Source organism: Lacipirellula limnantheis (assembly GCF_007746075.1).
Lineage (GTDB): Bacteria > Planctomycetota > Planctomycetia > Pirellulales > Lacipirellulaceae > Lacipirellula > Lacipirellula limnantheis.
This window is the reverse complement of record NZ_CP036339.1, coordinates 4,653,025-4,678,292: the sequence shown is the minus strand read 5'-3', so window position 1 is coordinate 4,678,292 and position 25,268 is coordinate 4,653,025. Positions and strand designations below refer to the sequence as shown.

The window sequence follows — 25,268 nt, the reverse complement described above, 5'->3', positions numbered from 1 at the left end:
TCGCCGGGGTCCGGCCTGCTCGCCCCGAACGAGGAATCGCATGACGCGCTACGAAATCAAATCGTTGAGCATTGGGGGGATCTTGGATCAGACGGTCGCTCTGGTGAAGGATCGTTTTGGCGTGCTACTGGCAATCGCGGCGGTCGTCTATGTGCCCTATGGCCTCATCAACGGCTTCGTGATGATGGCGAAGATGCCGCCGCGACCAGCGCCGCCTTTCGAGCCGGCGGTGATGCAGCAGTACCAAGAGGCTGTGATGATGGCCGGCTTGTTCACTCTGCCCGCATCGCTGCTCTTTGGACTCGTTGGCGTTCCGCTGGCAAATGGCGCGATGATCTGGGCCGTCTCCCAGAGCTATCTCGGCGAGCCCGTCAGCTTTGACAGTACATGGCGGCATTCATTGTCGCGAGCATTGCCGCTTATCGGCACGACATTCCTTTACAGCTTGGCGATGATGGGCGGCTTCATTCTCTGCGTGATCCCCGGATTTCTCTTCATGCTTTGGTTCATCTTTTATGCACAAGGAGTGATGCTGGAAGGCTTGAGCGGCAGTAGCGCCTTGTCGCGCAGCAAGGCCCTCATGAAGGGAAACATGGGCAAGGCCTTTGTGCTTATGCTGCTGCTAAGCATTATCTCGGCAGTCATCGGCGGAATTGGCGCTGTAGTCCCACAGCCTCATGTGGGCGTCGTCCTCCAGGTGGCGTTGCAGGCCGTCGTCGTGATGTTCTCGGCTGCCGCAATGACCGTCTTTTATTTCTCGTGTCGCTGCGACCATGAGGACTTCGACTTGATGCGACTCGCGGCTGCCGTCGAGAAAAGCGACAATGACGCCAGTCCGGATCGCGGCGCAACTTATTAGATGAGTTTGTCTTTCGCATACGACTCTGAAATATCATTGTGAACTCGTCCTTCCCAGCTCCCGATGACATCCGGGACACGGCGCGCTTGGTGCTGGAGCGTCCCGAGTTCCAAGTCGAAACTCCCCCTCCCGGCGGCGAGCAACTCCTGCAATTCCTCGAATGGCTGATCCGGCTCCTCCTCAGACCGTTCGTCTGGCTGTTCAATGCGATGGAGGGCTTTCCTGAGCCGCTGCGGTGGCTCATCGTCGTCGCCCTGTTTCTTCTGCTGGTCGCGTTGCTCGGCCACATCTTCTATACGGTCTTCAGCGTCCTGCGGTCGCCATCGCGCAAGACAGCGCTCATTGACGTCGCCCGCGGTAACGAACTACAGCCTGCCGACTTCGAGAAGCTGGCCGACGAAGCCGCGGCCGATCGCGACTACATCGGCGCCGTCCGCTGCCTTTTCCGTGCGGCGCTAGTCAGCTTGCAGCAGCGGGAGCAACGGCGGCTGCGGCCCGGCATCACCAACCGCGAGATCTTGTCGCGGCTGCGCGATGCGCGGCTCGTCGACGCGATGCGCCTGTTCGTCGAAACGATCGACTCCGGCTGGTACGGCAGGCAACCTTGCGGCGAGGGCGAGTACCGACGCTGCCGCGAGGCTTACCAACAATTGCGCGGCCAGGGCGAGGCGCGTCGCCATGCTTAACGCTCGCAACGTCATCGCCGCGGTGATCGCCCTCGTCGTGTTGTCGCTGGGAAGCGGACTTTGGATGCTCTTCTCGAGTACGCCGGGCGACGACGGGTGGGGAGCCGACTCGATGGGTGTGCGCGCCGGCGGGTTTCGCGGCGTGCACGATACGCTGCTGGCGCTCGGCGTGCCGGTCGAGCGGCAGACTATTCCGAGGGTTACCAGCGCTGATCGTGACGCGACGTTGGTCTTGTGGGCGCCACTCGACGCGATCGTGCAAGCGGAACCAGCCTACATCGCGCAACTTGCTGAATGGGTCAAGAGCGGTGGCCGACTCACGGTGACGCTGCAGGGCGACGACAAGAGTCTATTCGCCGACGCGCGTGCATCGGCAGTCAAGAACCCGAAAGATATGCTGACCGAACTCGGCCTTCCCGAAGTCTTCTTTCTCAAGACGAATGTGGAGCCTGCAGGCAACGTGGTCGACCTGGTTGATACGGCGGCCTCGCGGCCCTGGAGAAAACTCGCGAAACGTTGGTTGACCGCAGCATCGACCAAAGCGCGTTACGTGCCGGTGAAGCTGCTTGGCAGTTGTCGCGAGTGGCCAGGAATCAAGTCAGTGTGCCTACCCGAGGGCGACGCTTGGTCGATCACCTATGAAAATCCGCGGCCCGTGGGCCGCATTACCTTCACCGACGTGAAGGGAGAGGAGCAGACGCTGGCCGCGATCTTTCCCGTCGGGACCGGCCAGGTCGCGGTGATGGCGGCTCCGGCTATTGCGTCGAACTGGCTGCTGGGCGAAGCCGACAACAGCGTCGTGAGTTCGCACCTCATGACGCTGGGACAATCGCGCGTGATCTTTGACGAGTTCTATCACGGCCTCACGATTCGCGGTAATGTGCTATGGCTGCTGACGCAACCAGGGTACGCCGCATTGGCGCTCGCAGTCTTCGCCGTCGTTGGGGTTTGGGTCTGGCGATCCGCGGTGTTTCTCGGTCCCCCGCGCGAAGATCGACCCGTCTCCCGCCGTTCCATCGGCGAGTACCTCGACGCCATGTCGCGTTTTTTGCTTCGCGGGCGCGGAAGCAGCAACTTTGTCCTGGCCGAATTCCGTAGCGGCGCTTTGTGGTCGATGGCCGACGCCGCGGGCTTGCCGCCCGAGTTAGACGACGTTGATCGAATCGCGGCGGCAGTGGCGCGCCGCGATCCTCGACGCGCCGCCCGCCTCGAAACGGCGGTGAAAGAGGCTGACGCGGTCATCGCGACGTCGGGCGCCAACGAGGCGACGATTCTTGCGGCACTTAGAAAGGTGAACGATTGTCTCTCGAACTGAAATATCGCGCGATCCGCGACGAAATCGGCAAAGTGGTGTTCGGTCAGGACGACACGATCGAACTGGCGCTCGCGGCTCTATTCAGCAGCGGCCATGTGCTGCTGGAAGGACCTCCCGGCGTCGCCAAGACGCTGTTGGTGCGCACGATCGCGGCGGCGCTCAACCTACAGTACCGGCGAGTGCAAATGACGCCCGATCTGCTGCCCAACGACATCACCGGCTCGTCGATTTACCGCGAAGAGGCTCGCGATTTTGACTTTCGCCCCGGGCCCGTCTTCACTAACTTCTTGCTGGCGGACGAGATCAACCGCGCCTCCGCACGGACGCAGGCGGCGCTGCTCGAGGCCATGCAAGAACAAAGCGTGACGTACGACGGAGTGTCCCACCCCCTGCCCGACCCCTTCGTGACGTTTGCTACGCAGAATCCCATTGAACAGGAAGGGACCTATCCGCTGCCGCTGGCGCAGCTCGACAGGTTTATGTTCAAGGTGATCGTCGACTATCCCGCCCAGGGCGAGGAGCATCGCGTACTCAGCGAGCATCACGCCACTGGCGGACGCTCCGATCCGGCGCGCATGAACGTGCAGCCGGTGCTCACGCCAGCGGACATCATCGCCGCCAGGCAGGAGATCCGCCAAACTCACGTTCGCGACGAGGTCGTCGACTACGTATGTCGGCTGCTTCGCGCAACTCGCGGGGACGATTCCCTCGCCGTCGGGGCCAGCCCGCGATCGGGGCTGATGCTGCTCATGGGCGCGAAAAGCCTAGCCCGCTTTGCGGGTCGCGACTACGTGACTCCGGACGACGTGAAGCACGCCGTGCTGCCCGCGATGCGGCACCGCGTCGTCCTTAGCCCTTCTGCAGAACTCGAAGGCTTGACCGCTGACGAAGTCTTGGCCAACCTCGTCGAATCGGTCGAGGTTCCTCGATGAACGTGCGTCCGGCGCCACGGCTACTGTGGGGCGTCGCCGCGGCCGGCGCCCTCGCGCCGCTGGCGTTCGTTTGGCCGCCGGTACTGTGGCTGATGGCGGCCGCTTGGACTGGGCTGGGTCTCGCGGCGATTGCCGACTTTCGCGCACTGCGGCCCATGGTGCAGGATCTGCGCCTATCGCGACGCCTGCCGCCGAATGCGGCCCGCGGGCTGCCCTTGTTATCGGAAATGACGGTTCACAACGAAGGAACGCGTGGCGTCGCCATGGTGCTTCGCGACGTGATTCCACCAGCGGCGCTCGAGGGTCCCACGTTTACGCCGCTGAACTTATCCGCCGGTGATCGCGAGACGGTGACGGCGCGTCTGACAATCCCCATCCGCGGTCGTCACCAGTTCGGGCCTGCCTGGGTTCGTGTCATGGGACCGCTCCGGCTGTTGGAGATGCAGCGAACGTTCGACTCGACCGGCGTCGTCAAGGTTCTCCCGGAGACATATGCTTCACGCGAGACGCTCAGCCAGGACCAGCGCGCCCGCCTGTTGCAACTCGACAAGCTCACCAAGACCCGCAGCCATGGCGCGGGGAGCGAGTTCGAATCACTCGCCGAGTACCGCCCAGGCGACGACCCGCGCCGGATCGATTGGCGCACCACCGCTCGCATTCGACGGCCGGTGATCCGCCGCTATCAGGTGGAACGTCACCGCGACGTGATGATCGCCGTCGATTGCGGCCGCCTGATGGGGGCCTCGGTTGGCAACGGCGCCAAGCTCGACTGCGCGGTCGACGCTGCACTCATGCTTGCCCGCGTCGCGCTCCAGACCGGCGACCGTTGCGGGATCGCCGTGTTCGACGACGCGGTGCGCGGCTATCTCGCTCCGGTCGCCGGCGCTAGTTCGATTGGACCATTGGCCGAGCAGATCTACGCCGTCGAGTCCAAGATGCGGGAGTCGGACTTCGGAGCGATGTTCGCCGACCTGCAGTTACGTCAGCCGCGCCGATCGCTGGTGGTGGTGATCTCGGATCTGGTCGACGTGGAAACGTCGGAGCGGATGCGGTCATCGCTCAGTAAGCTTGCCCAACGGCATGTGGTGTTGCTGGCGGCGCTCCAGACGCCGCAGCTGACGCAGGCGACCCAGGGCGACGTCGCCACGATGCTCGAGGCGGCAAGGAAGGGCGTGGCATTCAACCTGTTGCGACAACGGCAACGGGCGCTTCACTCGCTCCGCCGCGCCGGAGTTAACGTCCTGGACGTGAAACCGGCCGAGTTGACCATACCGCTCATCAACCAGTTCATCGATCTCCGCTCGCAAGACTTGCTCTAGGCCTCGAGCCGTGGACCATCGCGGATCAACGCGGATCAACGCGGATCAACGCGTGCCGACAGCGCTCGTCACGAAAAGGCGATCATCCAGCGCCGGCGTCCCAGCCAGCAGATCTTCGCGCCGTCGACACTGCCGCTCGCGAATGGCGCCGTGGAGAAGGTAAAGCGCCCAGAAAATCGCAGTGGCCGCGGCGAACGCGAGCCGCGCATTCGTTGGCAGATGACTTTGTCGCAGGAAACTTTCGATAATCGCCGCGGCCAAGAGCATTCCGGCCACGCCGATCGCCGTCGCCCCCGCTTCGACGCCCGCGCGCCGCAAGCTCTCCATTCGCGATAGCAGCCCGGGGCTGATCACCGCCTGCCCGAGCCGCAGGCCGACCCCGCCGCATAGAATGATGGCGCCGATCTCCGTGACGCCGTGGGGCAGAATCCAAGCCCACATCTCAGTTGTTAGGCCGGCCCGATAATGGATGGCTACGAACGAGCCGATGAGCATGCCGTTGAAGACCATCAGAAACACCGTCGGCACAGCGGCTAAAGCTCCGAGACCGAGCGCCAGGATGCCAATCTTCAGGTTATGCGTGAATAGGAACGACGCGAAGAAAAACTTTTCGCCGCCCCCCTGCTCGCGCCCGCTCCGCAGCACCTCCAGTAACTGCTCGCGACTTGCGCCTGGCTGCCGCGGATCTTCCATCGGCATGAGCGCATACGCGGCCACCGGATCGCTGAGCGAGGCGAAAAAGGCGAGGAGGGCGCCGGAGAGAAGCAACATTGCCGAGGCGAGATGATAGCGCCAATTGCGCATGATCAGTCGCGCGAATCCCTCATTGGCGAACTGCCAAGCCCCCTGGAAAATCGACTGCCGCGGCGGCAGATAGATGATACTGTGGGCCGCCGAGGCCAGATTGTTAAGATACTGCTGCAACTGCCGATCGCTGCTACGGGTCGATACCTGCGCCAGGTGAATCGTGGTGCGGCGGTAGAGCGAGTCGAGTCGCGACAGTTCCTCGGGCGAAAGACTCTTCGGCGAACGCCGCGCCCGTTGGACCAGTTGATCCAGTTCGTCCCAAATCGGCTTGTTGCGAGTGAAGAAATGGCTCATATTCTCGCTGACTCGGGAAGCGGCGGGCAGGACGCTTAGCTTTGGACGCTTAGCTTTAGACGCTTAAGACACGTACGAATTGATCGCCGGCTCGCAAGAGGCGACCATCATACCATGAACAGCAGCGTTGCATTCGAAACGCCGGAAAACATCTACGTCTCCTATCGCACTGCCGGAGTGGGGACGCGGTTCGTCGCCTGGTTCGTCGATCAGCTGATCCTCAGCGTCTTTTGCGTTATCTTTTTCATCGCCGCCCTGATCGCGGGCGCCTCGCTAGGCCTCTCTCTGGGCGGACTGTTCGGCGACCTCGATCCAAAGGATCAGATGCAGAACGCCCGCCAAGTGCAGCTCGTCATGCTCGGCATCAGCGTCTTTATTTGGTCGATTGGCAGCTTTTTCTATTTCGGGCTGAGCGAACTGCTGATGCGCGGCCAGACCATCGGCAAGCGTCAGATGAACATTCGCGTCGTCAAAGCCGACGGCTTTGCACTCGACCCGATGGGAGTTCTCATTCGCACCCTCTTCCGATTGGTCGATCAGATTCCCTTCCTCTGGATCGTTCCCGTCGTCTCGGCAAGGCAGCAACGCTTCGGCGACATGGCGGCCCGTACAATCGTCGTCGCCGAGGAGGCGGCACGCATCAGCCCCTTGCGCGAAACGCTCGCCCGTCATCCCGCAGTGGAAAGCCGTTTTCGCTTCGACGCGGCGATGTTGAAGAAGTGCCGTCCGCAAGATTACGAAGCCGTCGAGCAGCTACTTGAGCGTTGGCATGGCCTCGCCGAGCCGATGCGCGAAACCGTCGCCGAGAAAATTACTACCGCAATGGCCATGCGAATGGGCTGTGATCCGCCGCCGCCGAAGGAGCGCCGCGATTTTCTCATCGACCTGCTGGCGGCGGAATTCCGCCGCCAGAGTCGCGCGCTCGGTTAGCAAGATCGACGGACGATCGACGCTCTGATCAACTCTTGCGGCTCAAGCCGCGAACGAAGCGACCGCCTGACTCGTAGACGGGCCCTAGCCCGCGGACGCGGAGCAATTTGACGATGGCTTGCCGCAGTTCCAAGCCGGCGATCGTGAAGTCCAATGCGTAAAATGGAGCGCGTAAATACTGCGTGTGAATCAGTCCGATGCCATCGTGCGACACGTTCGTCGTGGTCATCCGAATCGGCCTGCCGGTAACTCGGAAATCATCGCCCAGCGGCACGGCCACGACCGGCGCGACGGCCGCGTAGCGGTTGTAACGCCGACGTTCGACCCCCTTGAACTCCCGCGAGGTCAGCATCCGCACCAGCCGCTGCAGGTGCTCGGGCGGCGTGGAGTCGATCGTCTCGCCGGTCGCTTCGCCGAGGTTGGCAATTAGACCATCTTCCGCCGCCAAGAGACGAACGCCGCTGTAATCCGCAACGCCATCCGTGTCGAACTTAGCGTAGATCACCGCGCCGCAGGTCTGGCAATACCATGCGTGCGCGTTGGCCTTTGGCGTCGGCGGGTTGAACGCATGCCATGTACCGCAGCCGTTGCAGTTGCCGTGCCCTAGCACGTCGGCCGCTTCAAGACTCTGCTCGCCAAGTTTCGACAAATTGACTGCTGCTTGGACCGGCGCCGGCAGTTCGGGCCACTCGATGTCAACTTCCTTGACTCCCTGTCCGCGCAAAGACTCAATCTGAGCCAAGTCGAGCTTAGCCCCCTTCTCCAGCAACGGGGAGCGACTGGCATCGACCAGCGACGTTGCAAGCACGCTTCCGGGAGCGATCTCATCGAGCGGGACCTTGCGGTTAGCAACCATAGCAGATTCCCCAATTGCACCGATAACGAATAGGCTGCCGGTCCACGAAAGTCGACTAGAGTTGTGCGGATAGGCTTAATTAAGACTATCCCATCCGCCGTCTGTGAAGGGTTTAGTTGCGGGTAGACGCAGCCGCGCGGCTTCCGACCCGACATTTTAGTCGCTTTTCATGCCATCGACGGTCCGGATAATCCGATTCTCCGCGTGATGCCGGCCGGCGCAGAAGCGCACTTGAGTACTGGCGATTCGGCCATCGATTCGTGATGGGCAATTCGAGCCAGTGAACGCCTAATCGCCGCGGCGCAAATGCCAGATCATCAGCCCGGCGGCGATTAGCGCCACCGCAATTGCAAAGAGGCCCCAAGTACTGTTTGCCATTGTTATTCCGCTCTGCGATGAGCCGCCGCGATCATTCGTTGCGCCGGGCTGCCAACAACGACGCCACCGGCAGGCTTGCCGCCAGCGCCGCGTACACCGCAAACATCGACGGCGGCGAAAGTCGTTTCTCAAACCCCGGCGTCAATCGCCGCGGCACGACGTGGTAGTCGGTGATATAGGCGAGAGCAGCCGTTGCGACGCCGCCGATGATCGCAGCCTTCACGTCGCCGCGCCGCGCCCGTTGCCCAAACCCAAGTTCGTAGACGCCGGCCCATGAGGCGATCGCCGCGGCGTTCAGCGCGAATCCAGGCGCCGTGTACTTGAGCGACGCGTCGTCCTGCTCGGCAGCTTCGTCGCCCCACAGAATATGGCTGACGGCGTTTACCGGCGCAATGCCATTTCCCTCGTCCAATGATCCGCAGGCGGCCACCGCGGCGGTTGTCGCAGCGGTGGCTGGGCCTGCTGTTTGCAGGGTTCGCGACAATAGCTCGGCTAGGACGCTCATTGAACAATCTCCGTGGCGTTTCAATTGACTCCAACGCAATCCACGGCAAAGGAGCGAATTTTATGCCAGCGCGATGAAGGCACGCCGCCGTCGCAATATGCAGCCACCGGCGATGGCCAGCCCCATGAGCGGTGGCGCCGGTTCGGGCAGCGTCGCCACGGCATCTGTTCCGCGTGGACCCGGTATGTAGCGCACTGTGCCCGGCAGCTGCAATCCGTCTGCGGACGTGTACGCGAACGTCAAGTCGCGGGCGTCGAGGGCAGTGTTATAGCCCACGCCAATTTCCTGGGAACTAAATGACGAATCACCCTGCAGAAAGAACTCCGCGAGCTGCTTGTTGCCGACGAACACCGTTTCCCACGAATCGCCCGCGGCAATCGCGTTGCCTTGCTGCCGCTGCCACGAAAGCAGGTCGGCGCCATCGCTGAGACCGTCGCCATCAGCGTCGCCCGCCGCCGAGCCCCCAAACGAAGACTCCCAGACCTCCAGGTCGGCCGTGGTGACGACGTTGTCGTTGTTGAAGTCAGCGGAGGTTGGCACGCCGGAGCCTAGATTCTGCGCGTCGAGATTACCGGCCAACCAACCCGCGGCATTTAGCGACCCGGCGGCGCTTTTGATCTCGTACCCCGTCATGGCGTTGCCGCCGATGATGGTCATCAGTCCGGTTTGCGTATTTACTTCAAGAATCGTCGGCGTGAAGACTTCGACATTGTCAATCGCCCACCACCAGTCGTTGCCGGCATTGAGTAGTCCAAATTTCAGGCGAACGTTACTTGCGCCGGAGGGATTGTTTAAATTCACGACGACCGATTCGTTGGTCGCATCGGGCTTGTAAAACGGGCTCGAGGCGAGCGATTCCCAGCGCATCACCTCGACGAAGGCGCCGCCGTCGTAGGAGGCTTGAATGCTTGCCGTCTGGTTATTGTTTTGCGGGGCCGGACCGTCGTCGCAACACTCCGCTCGCCAACTCGACGAAAACGTCAGCTTCGCGGCCCCCGCCGTCACGCCGGTCAACGAAATCAGCCCAGTGCTCATGCGGGCGTTGTAGTAGCCCGCAAATGGAGTCGTCGCTATCGGCGATCCTTTGTCGTCCCACTCGTCAGGGTCGGCGACAGCGACCGTTCCTTGCCCGAGCGAAAACTGGCTACGCTCCTGGTCGCCCGCCGCCGCGGACCACCAATCTTTGTCGGCAAAGCTCCATCCCTCCCATTCGGCAACGCCGCGTGCCGGATCGTTGACGTACGGGACGCCGCTATCGTCGACTGACCATCCCGCGGGCGGCGTTTGCGTCCACGCCGTCGCGTCGACCGGGGCAGTTTCGTCCACGTTTGGCCCAAGCGTGAGCGAGTCGAAGTTCTGCACATACAACGGCACGCGCGCTTCGGCCTGCGGCGCATTGCCAAGCCACGCGGCGACCGCGAGTCCCATGGCGGTGCATTGAATGCCCGCGCCGGCACGTCTGCGCCACGCGCGGCGCCGCAGGGCGAGGCCCGCCAATGCGCCCCAGCCGAGCAGCAGCCCCGACGGCTCCGGAATCTTGCCGATCGCGGCAAAGGCTCCGGCCCCATTCGCGCTGTCAAAATACTTCCGGAACAGAAGCAAATCGCTCAATGAATGCGCGCGATCAAGATCAAGGTCTCCGAGCGACAGTGCTACCTGATCGTTGACGCCCGTTAAGCTGGCGCTAGCCGCCGCCTTGAACGCCAGCCAGTCGTCAATGTCGATCACTCGATTGCCGGTGAGGTCGCCGGGCTTCGGCGGGGCCACGTCGCCCGGCTTGACGAACGTTCCGTCAAGATGCCGAACTGCCTTGCCGACGTCGTTGAGGTCGATCAAGATCTCGACCGAATTGTTCGTCTCATCTTTTTCATGGATCACGTTGGTAGGATCGACGATCTGCCGCAGCCAATAGCTGGGGCCAACGGGCACTCCAGCCAGCGAGATGCTTTGCCCTTCCGTCCCATGACTGTAAACGTCGCCGTAGCCGACGCTGATGTTCTGAAACAAACCGGTGTTGGAGGAAGGATACGAAATTTTGCCCGCGTATTGCGGCGCTGGCACGGGCGCAGAATCGGTGACGCGGTAGCTTGTCTTCACCTCGTTGGCCACGAGATTGCCGACAGTCACTACCCCCTCGGGCGAAATGACCGCTTCGAGCAATTGGAACTCGGAAAAGTCGTCAAAGTGAATGTGTCCGTGGGCCTGATGAAAGTTGAGCGTCGAGCCGATCGTGTAATCCGTGTAGAGCGGCCCGTTGTCGACCCCTTTGAAGACGCGCTGCCAGAGTGGAATCGTCGGCGAACTCGATCCCGCCGCCTGCGTGCGGATCTGAAACAAACCGTCGCCAATATTGGCGAACATTGTCTGAAAACGGATCCGCCCGCTCGAGACGTCCCAGTTCACCAGGTACGAGGCATCGGGCTTCACCCACGGCACGATGTCCGGCAACAGCTCTTGCTGTGCGGCGGCGCGCCCGACATCGAGCCCCGCAACGGCCCAGCATGCGGTAGCAGTGAGCATGCCAATTCGAATCAAACGCAGACACGTCATGCGAAGCTCCTTGCATTCTCGGCAGCGACGCGCGGTCGCCGCCAACATATCGCCGCAGAGATTAGCAGCGGCCAGAGTTGCGGTTCGGGCACCGCTAAGAGATTTGAGACAAAAATTCCACTCGATCCGTCGATGAACGTGGCATGGAACGCCAGCTGACCGGCGTCGTTGAAGCCTCGCGACTTGCCATCCTGTCCTCCCGTCTCGGACGCGAACGCGACGCCCGCCACTTGCCGAAAGTCGCCCGGGGCGACTTCAAGCAACTGGCCCGACTCGACGACCAGGCGCAACGTGCCCGTACGGTCCTCGCCCCAAATGCCGACGGACTGCGACAAGCCCGGTTCGATCGCCGGATCGTATCCAGTCGCGACGAACGCCGTCTGGCCGTGCGCGTTTAGCGACGGTTCCAGAAAAACGCCGAAGACGGTCCCCCGCCCGCCCGGCGCGGCGTCCCCCTGCCGTGCCACAAGCTCGATTCCGCCGTCCTCCGAGAGACCGCTAGACCACAATCCCACTTCGCTGCTTGGCGTCACCGCATCGCCCGCCACGGCGGCGACGATGGCCACGCGCCCCGCGCCGTTCAGTACCGGATCGAAGACGTCGATGAACCGGGCATCGCCGGCGATTCCCGGAGCATCGTCGCCGAGTTTGAAAACGGCCTCAAGTTCACCAGAAGAACGCCTAAGCCACAACCCGAGCCGAATGGCGGCATCATTGGAAACCAGGGCTCCTGCCGCAGCTTGTGCAGGGTCATCAGTGAGGCGATAAAACGCGAGGAAGGCGGACTCCCCGGCGTCGTTAATCGTCGGGATCGCCGGAAAGCTGATGAACGTCGCCCCCGGAACGCCGAGAGCCGCGTCGCCGCCGCGCAGCAGCAGTTGCAACCCATCGCTCTGTCGGTAGCGCCAGAGTCCATTGAGATTGGAGTCGCCGACGCCGGGGCCCTCGATAAAGCCGCGGAAGATTGTCGTGCCCGTCGAATTGACGACCGGATCGTCGGCAAACGGCGCCTCGAACGATTGGGCGCTGAAGACAACGTCCTCGCTCCCGGGGATTGCGCTTGAACCGGCAGCGGCAATGGCGCCGACTTGCACTCCGTCGAACCAGTAAAATCCGCTGTCCTGAACGACTTCGAGTTCTTTGTCGCGCGTGCGGGCGAAGAAAGCCAGCTGGCCGTCGCCATTCAGCGCCGGCGGCGATTCGAATCTGAGGAACCGCCGAGCCTTTGTCGGATCGGGCGCTTCAGCCCCGCCGCGGGCGACGAGGCTCATTTGGCCAGCGCGCTCGATCCAGATGCTTTCAGCGGTCTCGACGTTGACCGTGGCCCCGGCGAGCAGTGCCTTAAAGCCGATGGCTCCTGCATCACTCATCACCAAGTCGGCAAACTCCGCGAAGCGAACGCCCCCTGGCGCGGCCGCGTCACCCGCCTGCGCGATCGCACGCACGCCACTGGCACTTTCCGCCCACGCCCCTGTCAATTCAAACGCGTCGCCCGCCGCCGCGAGAAAGGCCACTCGTCCCGCGCCATCGATCACCGGTCGAGCATCAAAGCGAGTAAATCCCGTAAGAGGCGTCAAGCCGCCGGGACGTTGACCGCTCAACGCCACCACTCGCGCGGGGGCCACCGATGTAGTTGCCAGCGCCGTGGCGTTGCTTATCGTCCACAGCGCAGACGCGCAGACAATCCTGGTAGCGCACCCAAACACGCTCCAATTCCGCCAACTCATTGCGTGATCGTGCGCCGGTAGGGATCAGTGCCGAGGAGCCCCCAGTATAGCGCCGTGCCGCAGGATTTCGATCAAGATCGCGTGAAGAGTCGGCGAGACTCTCGCCCGCAGACGAACTGGGACGCAAATAGCCACGACATGGGACGCAAATCAGCTGTTCCGCCACCCGCATGGTCGGGCGCCTCACCTGGCGCAGGATACATTCACGCCGCTATGGCTTCGTGTGGAATGCCCGTAACGAGCCCGCGTCGGCATGCACCGTAATCTCGCCGCAACCAGCGCACAGCGTGGCCAGCACGGTCACCGATCGCGGGAGGAACTCGTTGGGGCCAGTCGGGCGAAAGATAATCGGCTGAAAGGCGTCGAGCGTCCCCGCGTGCAAGTCACTTCCTCCGCACTTCCCGCATGTTGACTCTGTTTCCATGGTCCGCTCGCGCACTGTTGGGGAGAAGGGACGACGCAGCCAAGTCTCGGTGGACGATGCGGTCGGCACCGTATGTTAAATCACTTCTTACGTAGATGGAACACGTAGGCAATGGCAAGCCATGCAGCCTGGACGGAGCGACTGCCGGGGGGGCTCATCCCGAGAGGTCTCCGTGCCAGACGAAGGCCACAAGCTTCGGAATCTCACCGTCTTTCCGCCAGGCGTAAGATTTGGTCAGTCCGTTCTCGCGCTGATCGTCGATCGCACACCGGGTTGAGCGGAAATCTGGGCGTTTCCCGCTAAATCGACGCCGGCACGAAGCGTGCTAGCACTACCTGACAGGATGCTAGCACTGCCGCCAGGAGGGTTCAGTTTTCGCCATGCCTGGAGCCTCCACATGCCCCGCCCGATCTGGAAAGGCCATATCTCCTTCGGCCTCGTCAACGTCCCGGTCGCTCTGTTCGCGGCGGAACGTCGAGCGACCCAGGGATTCAAGCTGATCGACAGTCGAAACTCGGCCCGCGTCCGATACGAGCGCGTGAACGAGGAAACGGGAGAGGAGGTTCCCTGGGATCAGATCGTCAAAGGATACGAATTCGAGGAAGGTCAGTATGTGCTCTTAAGTCAGGAAGAACTCGACAATGCTTCGGCGGAAATGACCAAGGCGATTGAGATCGAACAGTTCGTCGATCGTGAGCAAATCGGCATCCGTTTCTTCGATCGCCCCTACCTCGTCGCGCCGGCCGGTAAGGGGGAAAAAGGCTACGTCCTCCTGCGGGAGGCGATCGCTGGCGCCGGTAAGGCGGGATTGGCACGCGTGGTGATCCGCGCGCGGCAATACCTTGCCGTGCTGGTCGTGGAGGGGGACGCTTTGGTCCTCGAGTTGCTACGTTATGCCGACGAACTGCAATCGGTCGAAGACCTGGAACTTCCAGGCAGCAACCTCAGCGAATATAAGGTGTCGAAAAAAGAGATCGAACTTGCGGCAAAACTGATCGAAGGCATGAGCGGCGAGTGGGATCCGGCACAGTTCAAGGACGAATACCGCGACGCCCTTGATCGGATGATCCAAAAGAAAATCAAATCAGGGCAAACGGAGGCGATCACCGACGTCGAGGCTGATGACGCCAAGACGCAGCCGGCGAGCGTTAATTTTATGGAGATGCTCAAACGGAGCGTCGCCGGAACGTCGAAGCCAGGCCCGGCGAAAAAGCGGGCCGTCAAACCCCGCGCAGTTGCCCGCCGCGCATCCCCGCGCAAACGACCCGTGAAAAAGAAGCAGGCGGGCTGATGAGCCTTGTTGAGTACAAGCGCAAGCGTGACTTTAAGAGAACTCCCGAGCCTGCCGGCAAACGGAAAGCTTCGCGCGGAGAGCTTTTGTTCGTCGTTCAGAAGCACGATGCCAGTCGGCTCCATTACGATTTTCGATTGGAACTCGATGGCACGCTGAAGAGTTGGGCCGTGCCGAAGGGCCCGAGCCTCGATCCGGCCGTCAAGTCGCTCGCAGTTCGGGTCGAGGATCATCCCCTCGATTACGCCGATTTCGAAGGAATCATTCCCGCTGGCGAATATGGCGGCGGCACGGTCATGTTGTGGGATCAGGGCACATGGGAGTCGGAGGGCGACGGCGACGCGATAGCCCAGTGGCGAGCCGGCAAGCTGAAGTTCACCCTACACGGTCAGAAGTTGAAAGGTAGCTGGGCGCTAGTCCGCATGGGGGGCCGCGCCGGCGAGAGCGGCAAGAACTGGCTCCTCGTCAAGCACAACGACCGCTACGCGAAGGCGACAGACGACTTCGACGTTCGCGAGCAGAAGCAAAACAGCGTGGTGAGCAATCGGACGATGGAGCAGATCGCCGACGCGTCCGAACGGGTTTGGGGCAGCAAGAAGGATAACGCACCGAAGGGAAAGAAAGACAGCGCGAAAAAAACTCGACGCATGACTTCGGCTGAATCACAAGCGATGTCGTCCCCGGCAGCGGGCTCCAAGTCCGCCGGCACTTCGAAGCCGCTCACGCCGGCACAGATTGCCAAGATCCCTGGCGCTAAGAAGAAGGGATTGCCGAAAGAGTTCCAACCGCAGTTAGCGACTCTGGTGACGCGCGCTCCAGAAGGGCCCGACTGGATTCATGAGCTTAAGTTCGATGGCTACCGCGTCCTCGCCCGCGTTGCCGCGGGTAAGGTCCAGTTAATCACGCGTAACGGTCATGACTGGTCTCATCGCTTTCCGTCGGTTGTTGCGGCCGTCAAGGAACTCCCGCTGGCGAGCGGCATCATCGACGGCGAGATCGTGGCGCTCAATGAGCAGGGCGTTTCGGACTTCCAGCAATTGCAGAATCAGCTGCGGCGCGGAGACGATCGGGCGCTTGCTTATTACGCTTTCGACCTGCCGTTCGCGCAAGGATACGATCTGACGGGCGTCGGCTTGCTCGACCGAAAGCGCGTCCTGCAAAGCTACGTACCGGACGACGCCAGTGGCGTCGTCCGGTTCAGCGATCACATTGCGGGTAGCGGCGAGACCGTCTGGAATCAGGCATGCGGCGGCGGACTCGAAGGCATCGTCTGCAAGCGAGCCGACGGCCGCTACGCCTCTGGCCGCGGACCCGGTTGGGTAAAGGTAAAGTGCACGCGCCGCCAGGAGTTCGTCATCGGCGGGTTTTCGAAGCCGGAAGGCTCGCGTACCGGATTTGGAGCGTTGCTCCTTGGGTATTACCGCGGCGACGAGTTAGTCTACGCCGGTCGAGTCGGGGCGGGCTTTACGCATCAATCTCTCCGGGACGTTCATCGTGCCCTGCTGAAACGCAAACGCAAGACCCCGGCATACGACCAGCCCCCCACCGGCGCCGACGCGCGCGGCGTTACCTGGGTATCGCCCGAATTGGTCGCTGAAGTCGCTTTTACCGAATGGACCGACGACGGATTGCTGCGACACCCGTCGTTTCAGGGGTTGCGCGAGGACAAGTCGCCCAAGTCAATCGTGCGCGAGGAACCGACATTGGCTATCGCAGGGAAAATAACTCGAATGAAGAGAAGCACGGGGAAGGTTAACAGTAAAACTATTGCGTCGCGTCCACAGCACCCGTCGGCCCGCGGCCGAACGTCTGATGAACCGATCGTTGCCGGCGTCGCCATTTCACACCCCGATCGAGTCGTCTTCCCAGACTGTGGAGTCACAAAGCTCGATCTTGCTCGCTATTACGAGCAGGTTGCCGACGCCATCCTGCCGCACGTGGTTGGGCGACCATTGACGCTCGTGCGTTGCCCGGCAGGCCAGTCCGGCAAGTGCTTTTATCAGAAGCATCTTACCGATTCGATGCCCGATACCGTCCACGGCGTCAATGTGAAAGAGAATGACGGCGTCGACGTCTACGTCGCTGTTGATGATCTTGCGGGCCTGATTTCGCTGGTCCAACTCGGCGTGCTTGAATTTCACCCATGGCCGGCGCGGGAAGATAACGTGGAGCGGCCTGATCGGCTCGTCTTTGATCTCGATCCCGACGAGCAGGTATCGTGGTCGAGCGTCAAGCAGGCGGCTGCAGAAGTACGCGACTGTCTGAAAGCGTTAGGACTGGAAAGCTTTCTGCGCACATCGGGCGGCAAAGGTCTGCACGTCGTCGCGCCGATTGAACGGCGCAGCGATTGGGACGAAGTCAAATCGTTCGCGCACGGGGTCGCCGATCTGATTGTCCGTACGGCGCCCGACCGCTATGTCTCGAACATGAGCAAGGCAAAGCGCCGCGGCAAAATCTTCGTCGATTATCTCCGCAATCAGCGTGGCGCCACCGCGGTTGCCTCCTATTCCACTCGAGCACGCAATGGCGCCCCCGTGGCAACGCCGCTCGCTTGGGAGGAACTCGCAAAGTTGGCGAGTGCGAACGCTTTTACCATTGAGAATGTGCCCGAGCGGCTGCGTCGCCTGCGGCACGACCCCTGGGAGGGATTCGCCAGCACGCGACAGTCGATTACTGCAAAAGCACGAAAGCTGCTTCAGTAGAACCGCAAGCGAAGGGCCGAATCGCGACGAGTTGCGGTCACAATGATCTCAATCTTTCCCCATGCTCGCAGCGCTCCTCCAGTAAATCGCCGCAACCCTCGCTAGCGGGGCGAAAGCGTGCTACCTGCTGTTGCCCCGCGCCACGACTGCCGATAAACAGTGATGCTGCGCGCCCGTCGTAGGCGCAATCTCTCCGGGAGTCGCTGCCATGTGTTGGAAGTTTCGTGCGGGTCGAGCTCCGTTCGCGCTGCAGGCAAGTTGCCTCGTAGCGGTCATGGGCGTTCCTGCAGCGGCCCAGCAGTACTACTACCAGCCGCCGCCGAGCTATTACCAGAACGACACCGCCGCCGGGGCCGTCGTCGGCGGCGGACTGGGCGCTGTGACCGGCGCGCTGGTCGGCGGGAAGGATCACCGCGGCGGCGGCGCGCTGATCGGCGCCGGCGTTGGCGCACTCACCGGCGGCCTCATTGGCAACGCCGCCGATGCCGCCGACCAGCGCGCGGCGGCTGCCGGAAGCGCGGTTGCCGCGCAAGCGAATGCGCAGGTCGCCGCCATGGCTGTCACCAATTTCGATCTCGTCGAGATGACTCGCGCCGGCGTCGGCGAGGAGGTCATCATCAGCACGATTCGCAGCCGCGGCGGCCGCTTCGACCTCAGTCCCGGAGGCCTCATCGCCCTCAAGCAAAGCGGCGTCAGCGACCGCGTCGTCATGGCAGCGCAGAGTTCAGCGCCCGGCGCCTTCGCGCCATCGGTCGCCCCGGCAATCATTGGACCGCCGCCGGTCGTCTACGTTCAACCAGCGCCGGCGGTTCGCTTCTACGCGGGTCCGAGTTGGGGGTACCATCATCACTATTACCATCATCCGCGCCATCACTATCACGGACACTGGTAGGAATCGGCGGGCACGTCGCCGCGATGAGTGATGCATCCAGATCCGGGGCGACGGACAGCAGGGAACGTGGGTCGCGCTTTGGCAATAGACTGTAAGGCGTCGCACTCTTGCGCGCGTCTATGAAGGTTGAAGACGACGTGCAATCCCCCCGGCCTACGCGTTGTACGGATGCGCGTCCGACCAGGCGTTGCCCTTGTTGCAGCCGTCAAGTCGTCGGAAATTGCAAGACCCGCATTGGGCTGAAGGCGCCAAGCTGCGAGCCGGAGAACGGCTTTTGCCCGCATCTCGGGACTCAAAGTCGCCGCTGTCGCTTCAACTTGCGTTTTGAGCCGTTTTCGCCATACTGTATCCGGAGGCACGGTTACGCGCTAGGCGGCATTGGCATCGGACAGAGATCGTTGACGAATGAATGTCCACACGTTCGGTTGTCCATGAATAAGTTTTTTGCTGACAGTACTTACGACGGCTCTTTCGGCGCCGTCGAATTCGCTGAGAATCCCGAGCCTCGCGTTCCTTGCGTTTTGATCGTCGATACTTCCACCTCGATGCATGGACCTCGCATCGGTGAGCTCAACAAGGGGCTGAAGGTCTATCGCGACGAACTCCTCTGCGACGCGTTGGCCGCCAAGCGCGTTGAAGTGGCCGTGGTGACCTTTGGGGGGCGCGTCACCCGCAAGGTCGACTTCGTCACCGCGACGAATTTTCAGCCGCCGACCCTCGAAGTCGTCGGCGGCACCCCGATGGGCGCCGCCATCAACACCGCGCTCGACATGATCGAAGAGCGACGCCAGCAATATCGGGAAAACGGCATCGCCTACTATCGCCCGTGGGCTTTCCTGATCACCGACGGCGAACCGAACGATCAATGGCAGCCCGTGGCCGCCCGCATTCGCGCCGGCGAACAGCGGAAGGCGTTTAGCTTTTTCGCCGTCGGCGTGAAGGGCGCGAACATGGAAATCTTGCAGAAGCTCAGCGCCCGCAAGCCGCTGTGGCTGCAAGGGATGAAGTTCGCCGAACTCTTTCGCTGGCTGTCTAATTCGCAGCAGGCCGTTTCGCGCTCGTCGCCCGGAGACGAGGTGCCGTTAGTCGATCCAACGCAGGGACCGGACGGCTGGGCATTCGTCTAGCGCCGAGCGCATCAAGTGTGGCGATCTATTTGTCAAAGCGTGCCGGGTCGGCGTCATCTCATCGATGACGCTCGATGCCAAGATTACGGTCTCGCGCGATTCGCAGGCGATGCCGCCCGCGGGGCGCTCGTCGCCTGCGTCTCCGACGGCGCCGGCACGGCGGCCCTCGGCGGCCACGGCGCGCGAGTGGTCTGCGAGTCCGTCGTGAAGCTTGCCGGCGAGCACTTCGAAGCAACTCGCACGCGCGCAACCGTTCAGGCGAGCGACGTGATTGAATGGTGCCGCGAGGCGCGCCGCATCATCGAGGACGCCGCCAGGCATCGGCAGCAGCCGCTTCGCGACTACGCGAGTACGCTCTGCGGTGCGGTGATCGAGGCGCGACGATCAGTTTTCTTTCAGATCGGCGACGGAGCGATTGTCGCGCGTCGCCACGGTGCGATCGGAGTCGTCTTCTGGCCGCAATCGGGCGAGTATCTCAACACCACGAGTTTCCTGACTTCGGACGACTATCTCGCACGTTTGCAGGTATGCGTGATTGACGGGGGCTTCGCTGACGTGGCGCTGTTCACCGATGGCGTCGAACGCTTAGCGTTGCAGTTCGATGCACAAACGCCGCACCTTCCCTTCTTTCTACCCTTGTTTGCCGGCGTCCGCGCCGCTTCGGACGTCGACTCGCTCAACGGTCGGCTAAGACAATTCCTGACGTCTGAATCGGTCGCCGCGAAGAATGACGATGACAAGACCCTCCTCCTCGCCTGCCGGATCGCCGATGAAGTCAGGCATGTTGCATGAAGTGATCGATTCGGAAGGGGAGAAGTACCTCCTCGACGAATTGCTCGGCAAAGGGGGTGAAGGGAGCGTCTTCGCCGTTCACGGCAAGCCCGCGCTGGCGGCGAAGGTCTTTCACAAGAACCCGCCCGCACCCGAAACAGTTGCCAAGCTCCAAGCGATGGTTGCCAGTCGCAACCCGGGACTCGATGGCATCGCTGCGTGGCCTCGCGCGCTGCTTTATTCGTCCCACACCGGCGAGGCCTGCGGCGTCCTGACGCCGCGCGTACGCGACGCGCGCCATCTTCATGAGTTGTACGGCACAGCGGCTCGACGGCGTTTCTTTCCGCAGGCCCGGTGGTTCCATTTGGTGCTTGCCGCGCGCAATGTCGCCGCCGCATTCGACGCGCTACACGAGTCTGGCATCCTGATCGGCGACGTCAATCAAGGCAATCTGCTCATCGACGAAACGATGCGCGTTCGTTTTATCGACTGCGACTCATTCCAAGTGCGAAGCGGAGCGCAGACGTACTATTGCCCCGTCGGTACCCCCCACTTTACCCCGCCAGAGCTTCATGGCGTGAAGCTTCGCGACGCGTCGCGCACTCAGGACCACGACCGATTCGGCTTGGCGATTTTGCTCTTTCATCTCTTGTTCGTCGGCCGGCATCCGTTTGCCGGGCGTTTGTTCGGCGACCGCGATCAGACCATCGAACGTGCCATCGCCGAGCGTCGCTTCGCTTTCTCCAAAGACCGGACGGCGACGCTCATGGAGCCGCCCCCGGCATCGCTACGCCTGGACGATCTTCCGCCCGCGATCGAGAAGCTATTTGAGCGGGCCTTTCGGCAACCCGACGGCGTTGCGAACCGCCCGACGGCGCAGGAATGGATTCAGCAACTCGACGCCCTTCTCGCGGAGCGCAAAGGCTGTTCGTTCGATCCGACGCACCTTTATTATAGCCGACTTAGCCAATGCCCCTGGTGTCGGATTGAAGATGAAGGCGGCCCCGCGTTCTTCGTTCTCGACGGATCGTCGTCGATTATCTCGCCGCAGCGGATCGAACACCTGGAAGCCCAACTCTACCGGCTGAAGTTTCCGGCCTTCCCGCAACTCTCGCCGCAGAGCTTTAAGGTTCCCCAGGCGATCGCGCCCAAGCGGCTTCAGTCGTACGGTCAGCCGACGGTCGCTGACTTGGCGGCCGTCGCGTTTGCGGGGTCGGCAGTCGCCTGCCTCGCCTCTCCCGCATCCCCTCTAGCACTGGCCGTCGGCGCGCTTGGCTCGCTAGCGAGCGGCGCAGCGCTAATGCTAAACAAGTCGGCAATCGCTAAACGCCAGGAAAGCGGGGAGCTAGCCGACGGACTGCTCGCAGCACAGAACGACCTTAACCGAAAATCTCGCGCCATTACCGCGGCCCACGCCAAGCGTCAGGCATCGTTTGACCAGGCGACGGCAGAACTGAAGACGGAGGTGTCACACTACCGCGCGGCCGACGGCCAGCTGAAAGACGTGCTCGCTCTGTTCCGCATGACGCAACTCAATCGATTCCTAACGAACTACCTGATCTCCGAGCATGCGTCCGAGATTCCAGGGATGACCCCCGCGCTGGCGTCGGTGCTCCAATCATACGGTGTAGAAAGCCCGCTCGACGTTACGCAGATGAACCTGTTTGCCGTGCCGATGTTGCACGATGGACTCACATTGGAACTCTTCGCCTGGCGCGATCGGGTGTCGCGCCAATTCGTCTTCAAGCCGGAACACGGCGTCAACTTTTCCGACGCCGACGCAGGCGGCAAGGCGGCGGTTCAGCGCTTCAAAGTCACGCAGGCCCGGCGGATCTTGATGGCGTCGCATCACCTCGACTCACTGGCGGCGGCCAGCCGCAACCAACTGGAACGAGAATTAACGTTCTTCGACCGATCGGCCGATTCGGCCCGTGAATTGGCGAAGAATCTTCGCGCCGCTCAATCAGCGCGGCGTCCGCTCGAGAGAATAATCAATCAGTCGCCGTGGATGATCGCTGCATCGACGCTGGCTGGCCCGGCCGCCGGCGCGCTTGCCTACTGGCTGTTCGGTTAGCGGTCGCAGAGCAGCGATCAGTGAAGGTCGAATGTTTGCCCTTTGCGACCGATCCATAGCACCGTGCCGGCAGCGGTGTTATCTTGCTACGGCGCGGCCGAGGCGCGGTTCCTGCGCCCCATCGCTTTTCTTCATCCCCATGATCGGGAAGCAATATCGTGATCCGTGCTGCACTGTTCGCCGTGGCTTCGACTTGTCTGTTGGCGCATCTGACTGCAGCGCAGTCACTGGATCGAAGCGACTGGCCCCGCGTCGGCAACGACCCCGGCGGTATGCGGTACGCGGACCTTGCCCAGATTAATCGCGAGAACGTGGCGCAGCTGAAGCCCGCTTGGACATTCCATACCAACGAGCTCGAAGGTCGCGATGGCCGGACAATCGAGTGCACGCCGCTCGTCGTCGACGGCGTCATGTATCTAACGACAGGCAACCTGCGCGTCGTCGCGCTCGACGCGGCGACCGGCGCTGAGCTATGGCAGTTCGATCCGCTCAAAGAGCATCCGTTCGAACACGAGCCAACGTCTGGCGGAGTCAACCGCGGCTGCGCCTACTGGTCCGATGGTCAGGCCGGCGGCGCGCGGCGCATCATCCACGGGACGGCCGACGGCCGGCTGTTCTCGCTCGATGCCAAGACAGGCAAGCTCGACGGTAAGTTCGGCGACGGCGGGGTGCGGAATCTGCGCGAGGAACTCAATCCGAAGGTGGCGTCTCTCGGCTACGGACCAACGTCGGCGCCCTCGATTTGGAAAGACACGATCATCATTGGCGTTTCGTGCGGCGAGGGGCCCGGCATTGCCGCGCCCGGAGACATCCGCGCCTTCGATGTTCGCACGGGGAAGCAACTGTGGCGATTTCGCACCGTGCCCGGTCCGGGCGAATACGGCCGCGAGACGTGGCAGGGCAACTCCTGGCGCGAGCGCGGCGGCGCCAACGCGTGGGGCGGGCTGACCGTCGACGTCGAGCGCGGTCTCGTCTTCGCCGGGCTCGGCTCGGCAGCGTTCGATTTCTACGGCGGCGATCGCCACGGCGAGAACTTGTTTGCCAACTGCACGATCGCGCTCGACGCCGCCACTGGCGAGCGCCGCTGGCACTTCCAGACCCTGCATCACGATCTATGGGATCACGACCTGCCGACTTCTCCCAATCTCGTCACGGTGACCCACGAGGGGCGTTCGATCGACGCGGTCGCTCAAGTGACCAAGACAGGTTACGTCTTCTTATTCAACCGCGACACCGGAGCGCCCTTGTTCGCCGTGGAAGAACGCAGCGTTCCTGCCTCGGACGTGCCCGGCGAGCAGGCGTGGCCGACGCAACCCATTCCCGTCAAGCCTCCCCCATTTTCAGTGCAGGCATTCGACGAGTCGAACGTCACCAACATCGGCGTCGCCAATCGCGATTCGGTTCTCGCAAAGTTAAGAAACGCCCGTCGCGGGCCAGCATTCAATCCGCCCAGCCTCCAAGGAACCGTCGTCATCCCGGGATTTCATGGCGGCGCCAACTGGTCGGGCGCTTGCTTCGATCCCACCACGGGGTTGCTCTACGTCAATTCGAACAACGTCCCCAATATCCTCACGCTCGTCGACGCCACAGACGCCAAAGAAGATTCGGAGGGACGATATGGCCCCTTCAGCCATACCGGGTACCATCAGCTGCTGGATCATGAAGGTTACCCCGGCATCAAGCCGCCGTGGGGCCAGCTCACGGCCATTAACCTCAATACCGGGGAGTTTGCCTGGCAGGTCCCGTTGGGAGAACATCCCGAACTCGCCGCCCGGGGCATACCTCCAACGGGGACCGAAACCTTCGGCGGCTCGATCGTCACCGCCGGCGGACTGGTTTTCATTGCCGGCACGAAGGATGAAAAGTTTCGCGCGTTTGACAAGCAAACAGGCAAAGTCCTCTGGGAGCATCAACTCCCGGCGGGCGGTTACGCGACGCCTGCCACGTACATGGTCGACGGTCGGCAGTACGTCGTGATCGCCGCAGGAGGCGCGGGGAAACTACGGACCAAAGCAGGCGACGCCTTTGTCGCATTCGCTCTGGAATGATTACCGTTTTGCGGCTCTTCAAGCTGGCTTCCGCGACGACGAACGAGCTCTGCTCGTCAAGCGTTTACCCCGAAGGCACGCCCAATCAGCGCGGTCAGCCCCATCGCCACGGCTCCCCAGAATGTCACCCGGGCAATTCCGATGCCGAGGCGGGAACCTCCTACCTTGGCCGCGACTCCGCCCAGGGCAGCGAGGAAGCCTAGCGACGTCGCCGCGACGATCAGCAGGACGTGATCCGGCGACGCCAGAATTGCGGTTGCGAGCGGCAAGATCGCTCCGGCGGCGAAGGCGGCCGCCGACGAGAACGCGGCTTGCACCGGCCGGGCTTCCATCCCGGCCACGATTCCCAATTCGTCGCGCAGGTGGGTCGTCAGCGCATCGTGTGCCGTCAGCGCCGCCGCGACTTGGGCGGCTAGTTTTGCATCGAGCCCGCGTTTCGCGTAAATCGTCGTCAGTTCCGCCAATTCGGCGTCGGGATCGGTCGCGAGTTCCCGCACTTCGCGCTCTCGGTCGGCCCGCTCCGTATCCGACTGCGAGCTCACCGAGACATATTCGCCGGCAGCCATGGAGGCGGCTCCCGCGACCAGCCCGGCGACTCCGGCCAGCACCACGGCGCTCTTGGGTGCGTCAGAGGCTGCGACGCCTGAAATCAAGCTCGCGGTCGAGATAATTCCGTCGTTTGCCCCCAGCACCGCGGCGCGAAGCCAGCCAATGCGTTCGATTCGGTGGTTTTCTGCGTGCGGCAGGATCATGGTCGTTATTCTATCGCGTGCCGCGGCGC

At 62.4% G+C, this 25,268-nt stretch carries 20 protein-coding genes; 13 read left to right on the top strand and 7 right to left on the bottom strand.

Features of this window, described 5'->3' with window-relative positions:
- Window positions 1–40 precede the first annotated feature (40 nt).
- From I41_RS18200 to I41_RS18180, 5 genes are read left to right on the top strand one after another with little or no spacing between them, the layout of a single operon-like run.
- Window positions 41–859: a hypothetical protein gene (locus I41_RS18200; protein WP_145434327.1), complete on the top strand. Its 819-nt coding sequence runs from the start codon at window positions 41–43 to the stop codon at window positions 857–859.
- Between the two features lie 38 nt (window positions 860–897).
- Window positions 898–1,545: a DUF4129 domain-containing protein gene (locus tag I41_RS18195; RefSeq protein ID WP_145434326.1), complete on the top strand. Its 648-nt coding sequence runs from the start codon at window positions 898–900 to the stop codon at window positions 1,543–1,545.
- Window positions 1,538–2,860, top strand: coding sequence for a DUF4350 domain-containing protein (locus tag I41_RS18190; RefSeq protein WP_145434325.1), 1,323 nt, complete (start codon window positions 1,538–1,540; stop codon window positions 2,858–2,860). Before I41_RS18195 ends, I41_RS18190 begins: the two co-directional genes overlap by 8 nt.
- Window positions 2,845–3,792: an AAA family ATPase gene (locus tag I41_RS18185; RefSeq protein ID WP_145434324.1), complete on the top strand. Its 948-nt coding sequence runs from the start codon at window positions 2,845–2,847 to the stop codon at window positions 3,790–3,792. The genes I41_RS18190 and I41_RS18185 overlap by 16 nt, the downstream gene beginning before the upstream one ends.
- Complete coding sequence (locus I41_RS18180) at window positions 3,789–5,111, top strand: DUF58 domain-containing protein (RefSeq protein ID WP_145434323.1); 1,323 nt, start codon at window positions 3,789–3,791, stop codon at window positions 5,109–5,111. Before I41_RS18185 ends, I41_RS18180 begins: the two co-directional genes overlap by 4 nt.
- Before the next feature lie 45 nt (window positions 5,112–5,156).
- On the opposite strand, the gene I41_RS18175 is transcribed toward I41_RS18180, so the two are convergent.
- A complete protein-coding gene (locus I41_RS18175; RefSeq protein ID WP_145434322.1) occupies window positions 5,157–6,212 on the bottom strand; it encodes a stage II sporulation protein M in 1,056 nt (351 codons plus the stop codon).
- A gap of 114 nt (window positions 6,213–6,326) precedes the next feature.
- Here I41_RS18175 and I41_RS18170 point away from each other — a divergent pair, with 114 nt between their 5' ends.
- A complete protein-coding gene (locus tag I41_RS18170) occupies window positions 6,327–7,142 on the top strand; it encodes an RDD family protein (protein WP_145434321.1) in 816 nt (271 codons plus the stop codon).
- Between the two features lie 28 nt (window positions 7,143–7,170).
- Here the strand turns inward: I41_RS18170 and I41_RS18165 are convergent, their stop codons facing one another.
- The 5 genes from I41_RS18165 to I41_RS18145 all read right to left on the bottom strand — a co-directional run bounded on the left by I41_RS18165 (window position 7,171) and on the right by I41_RS18145 (window position 13,582).
- On the bottom strand, window positions 7,171–7,998 hold the full coding sequence (locus I41_RS18165) for a hypothetical protein (protein ID WP_145434320.1): 828 nt from the start codon (window positions 7,996–7,998) through the stop codon (window positions 7,171–7,173).
- Window positions 7,999–8,407: 409 nt separating this feature from the next.
- Window positions 8,408–8,881: a hypothetical protein gene (locus I41_RS18160; RefSeq protein ID WP_145434319.1), complete on the bottom strand. Its 474-nt coding sequence runs from the start codon at window positions 8,879–8,881 to the stop codon at window positions 8,408–8,410.
- Window positions 8,882–8,941: 60 nt separating this feature from the next.
- On the bottom strand, window positions 8,942–11,431 hold the full coding sequence (locus I41_RS18155; RefSeq protein ID WP_168206998.1) for a lysyl oxidase family protein: 2,490 nt from the start codon (window positions 11,429–11,431) through the stop codon (window positions 8,942–8,944).
- Window positions 11,428–13,056 (bottom strand): DUF7453 family protein, encoded by a 1,629-nt coding sequence (locus I41_RS18150; protein WP_145434317.1) that lies wholly within the window; start codon window positions 13,054–13,056, stop codon window positions 11,428–11,430. Before I41_RS18150 ends, I41_RS18155 begins: the two co-directional genes overlap by 4 nt.
- 313 nt (window positions 13,057–13,369) lie before the next feature.
- Complete coding sequence (locus I41_RS18145) at window positions 13,370–13,582, bottom strand: hypothetical protein (protein ID WP_145434316.1); 213 nt, start codon at window positions 13,580–13,582, stop codon at window positions 13,370–13,372.
- A 397-nt stretch (window positions 13,583–13,979) separates the two neighbouring features.
- On the opposite strand from I41_RS18145, the gene ku reads away from it, so the two are divergent.
- The 7 genes from ku (at window position 13,980) to I41_RS18110 (ending at window position 24,487) form a co-directional block, all read left to right on the top strand.
- The gene (gene ku, locus I41_RS18140; protein WP_168206997.1) at window positions 13,980–14,873 is read left to right on the top strand and encodes a non-homologous end joining protein Ku; all 894 of its coding nucleotides are present in this window, start codon (window positions 13,980–13,982) and stop codon (window positions 14,871–14,873) included.
- Window positions 14,873–17,575 carry a DNA ligase D gene (gene ligD / locus I41_RS18135; RefSeq protein WP_145434314.1) on the top strand — a complete coding sequence of 901 codons (2,703 nt, stop codon included), beginning with the start codon at window positions 14,873–14,875 and terminating at the stop codon, window positions 17,573–17,575. Before ku ends, ligD begins: the two co-directional genes overlap by 1 nt.
- 208 nt (window positions 17,576–17,783) lie before the next feature.
- Complete coding sequence (locus I41_RS27770) at window positions 17,784–18,467, top strand: YMGG-like glycine zipper-containing protein (RefSeq protein WP_210420993.1); 684 nt, start codon at window positions 17,784–17,786, stop codon at window positions 18,465–18,467.
- A gap of 431 nt (window positions 18,468–18,898) precedes the next feature.
- On the top strand, window positions 18,899–19,594 hold the full coding sequence (locus I41_RS18125) for a vWA domain-containing protein (RefSeq protein ID WP_145434313.1): 696 nt from the start codon (window positions 18,899–18,901) through the stop codon (window positions 19,592–19,594).
- Between the two features lie 39 nt (window positions 19,595–19,633).
- Window positions 19,634–20,386 carry a PP2C family serine/threonine-protein phosphatase gene (locus tag I41_RS18120; protein ID WP_210420992.1) on the top strand — a complete coding sequence of 251 codons (753 nt, stop codon included), beginning with the start codon at window positions 19,634–19,636 and terminating at the stop codon, window positions 20,384–20,386.
- Window positions 20,376–22,439, top strand: coding sequence for a helix-hairpin-helix domain-containing protein (locus I41_RS18115; protein ID WP_210420991.1), 2,064 nt, complete (start codon window positions 20,376–20,378; stop codon window positions 22,437–22,439). The genes I41_RS18120 and I41_RS18115 overlap by 11 nt, the downstream gene beginning before the upstream one ends.
- Window positions 22,440–22,597: 158 nt before the next feature.
- Window positions 22,598–24,487, top strand: a complete 1,890-nt coding sequence (locus I41_RS18110; RefSeq protein WP_210420990.1) for a pyrroloquinoline quinone-dependent dehydrogenase — start codon at window positions 22,598–22,600, stop codon at window positions 24,485–24,487.
- A 56-nt stretch (window positions 24,488–24,543) separates the two neighbouring features.
- Here I41_RS18110 and I41_RS18105 read toward each other — a convergent pair whose 3' ends face one another.
- Window positions 24,544–25,239: a VIT1/CCC1 transporter family protein gene (locus I41_RS18105; protein WP_145434310.1), complete on the bottom strand. Its 696-nt coding sequence runs from the start codon at window positions 25,237–25,239 to the stop codon at window positions 24,544–24,546.
- Window positions 25,240–25,268: the final 29 nt, after the last annotated feature.

What these genes read in the sequence shown, in the direction of transcription:
- I41_RS18145 (WP_145434316.1), bottom strand. Translation starts at nt 13,582, where the DNA reads ATGGAAACAGAGTCAACATGCGGGAAGTGCGGAGGAAGTGACTTGCAC.
- I41_RS18175 (WP_145434322.1), bottom strand. Translation starts at nt 6,212, where the DNA reads ATGAGCCATTTCTTCACTCGCAACAAGCCGATTTGGGACGAACTGGAT.
- I41_RS18115 (WP_210420991.1), top strand. Translation starts at nt 20,376, where the DNA reads ATGTTGCATGAAGTGATCGATTCGGAAGGGGAGAAGTACCTCCTCGAC.
- I41_RS18125 (WP_145434313.1), top strand. Translation starts at nt 18,899, where the DNA reads ATGAATAAGTTTTTTGCTGACAGTACTTACGACGGCTCTTTCGGCGCC.
- I41_RS18105 (WP_145434310.1), bottom strand. Translation starts at nt 25,239, where the DNA reads ATGATCCTGCCGCACGCAGAAAACCACCGAATCGAACGCATTGGCTGG.
- I41_RS18190 (WP_145434325.1), top strand. Translation starts at nt 1,538, where the DNA reads ATGCTTAACGCTCGCAACGTCATCGCCGCGGTGATCGCCCTCGTCGTG.
- I41_RS18180 (WP_145434323.1), top strand. Translation starts at nt 3,789, where the DNA reads ATGAACGTGCGTCCGGCGCCACGGCTACTGTGGGGCGTCGCCGCGGCC.
- I41_RS18160 (WP_145434319.1), bottom strand. Translation starts at nt 8,881, where the DNA reads ATGAGCGTCCTAGCCGAGCTATTGTCGCGAACCCTGCAAACAGCAGGC.
- ligD (WP_145434314.1), top strand. Translation starts at nt 14,873, where the DNA reads ATGAGCCTTGTTGAGTACAAGCGCAAGCGTGACTTTAAGAGAACTCCC.
- ku (WP_168206997.1), top strand. Translation starts at nt 13,980, where the DNA reads ATGCCCCGCCCGATCTGGAAAGGCCATATCTCCTTCGGCCTCGTCAAC.
- I41_RS18155 (WP_168206998.1), bottom strand. Translation starts at nt 11,431, where the DNA reads ATGACGTGTCTGCGTTTGATTCGAATTGGCATGCTCACTGCTACCGCA.
- I41_RS18165 (WP_145434320.1), bottom strand. Translation starts at nt 7,998, where the DNA reads ATGGTTGCTAACCGCAAGGTCCCGCTCGATGAGATCGCTCCCGGAAGC.
- I41_RS27770 (WP_210420993.1), top strand. Translation starts at nt 17,784, where the DNA reads ATGTGTTGGAAGTTTCGTGCGGGTCGAGCTCCGTTCGCGCTGCAGGCA.
- I41_RS18200 (WP_145434327.1), top strand. Translation starts at nt 41, where the DNA reads ATGACGCGCTACGAAATCAAATCGTTGAGCATTGGGGGGATCTTGGAT.
- I41_RS18170 (WP_145434321.1), top strand. Translation starts at nt 6,327, where the DNA reads ATGAACAGCAGCGTTGCATTCGAAACGCCGGAAAACATCTACGTCTCC.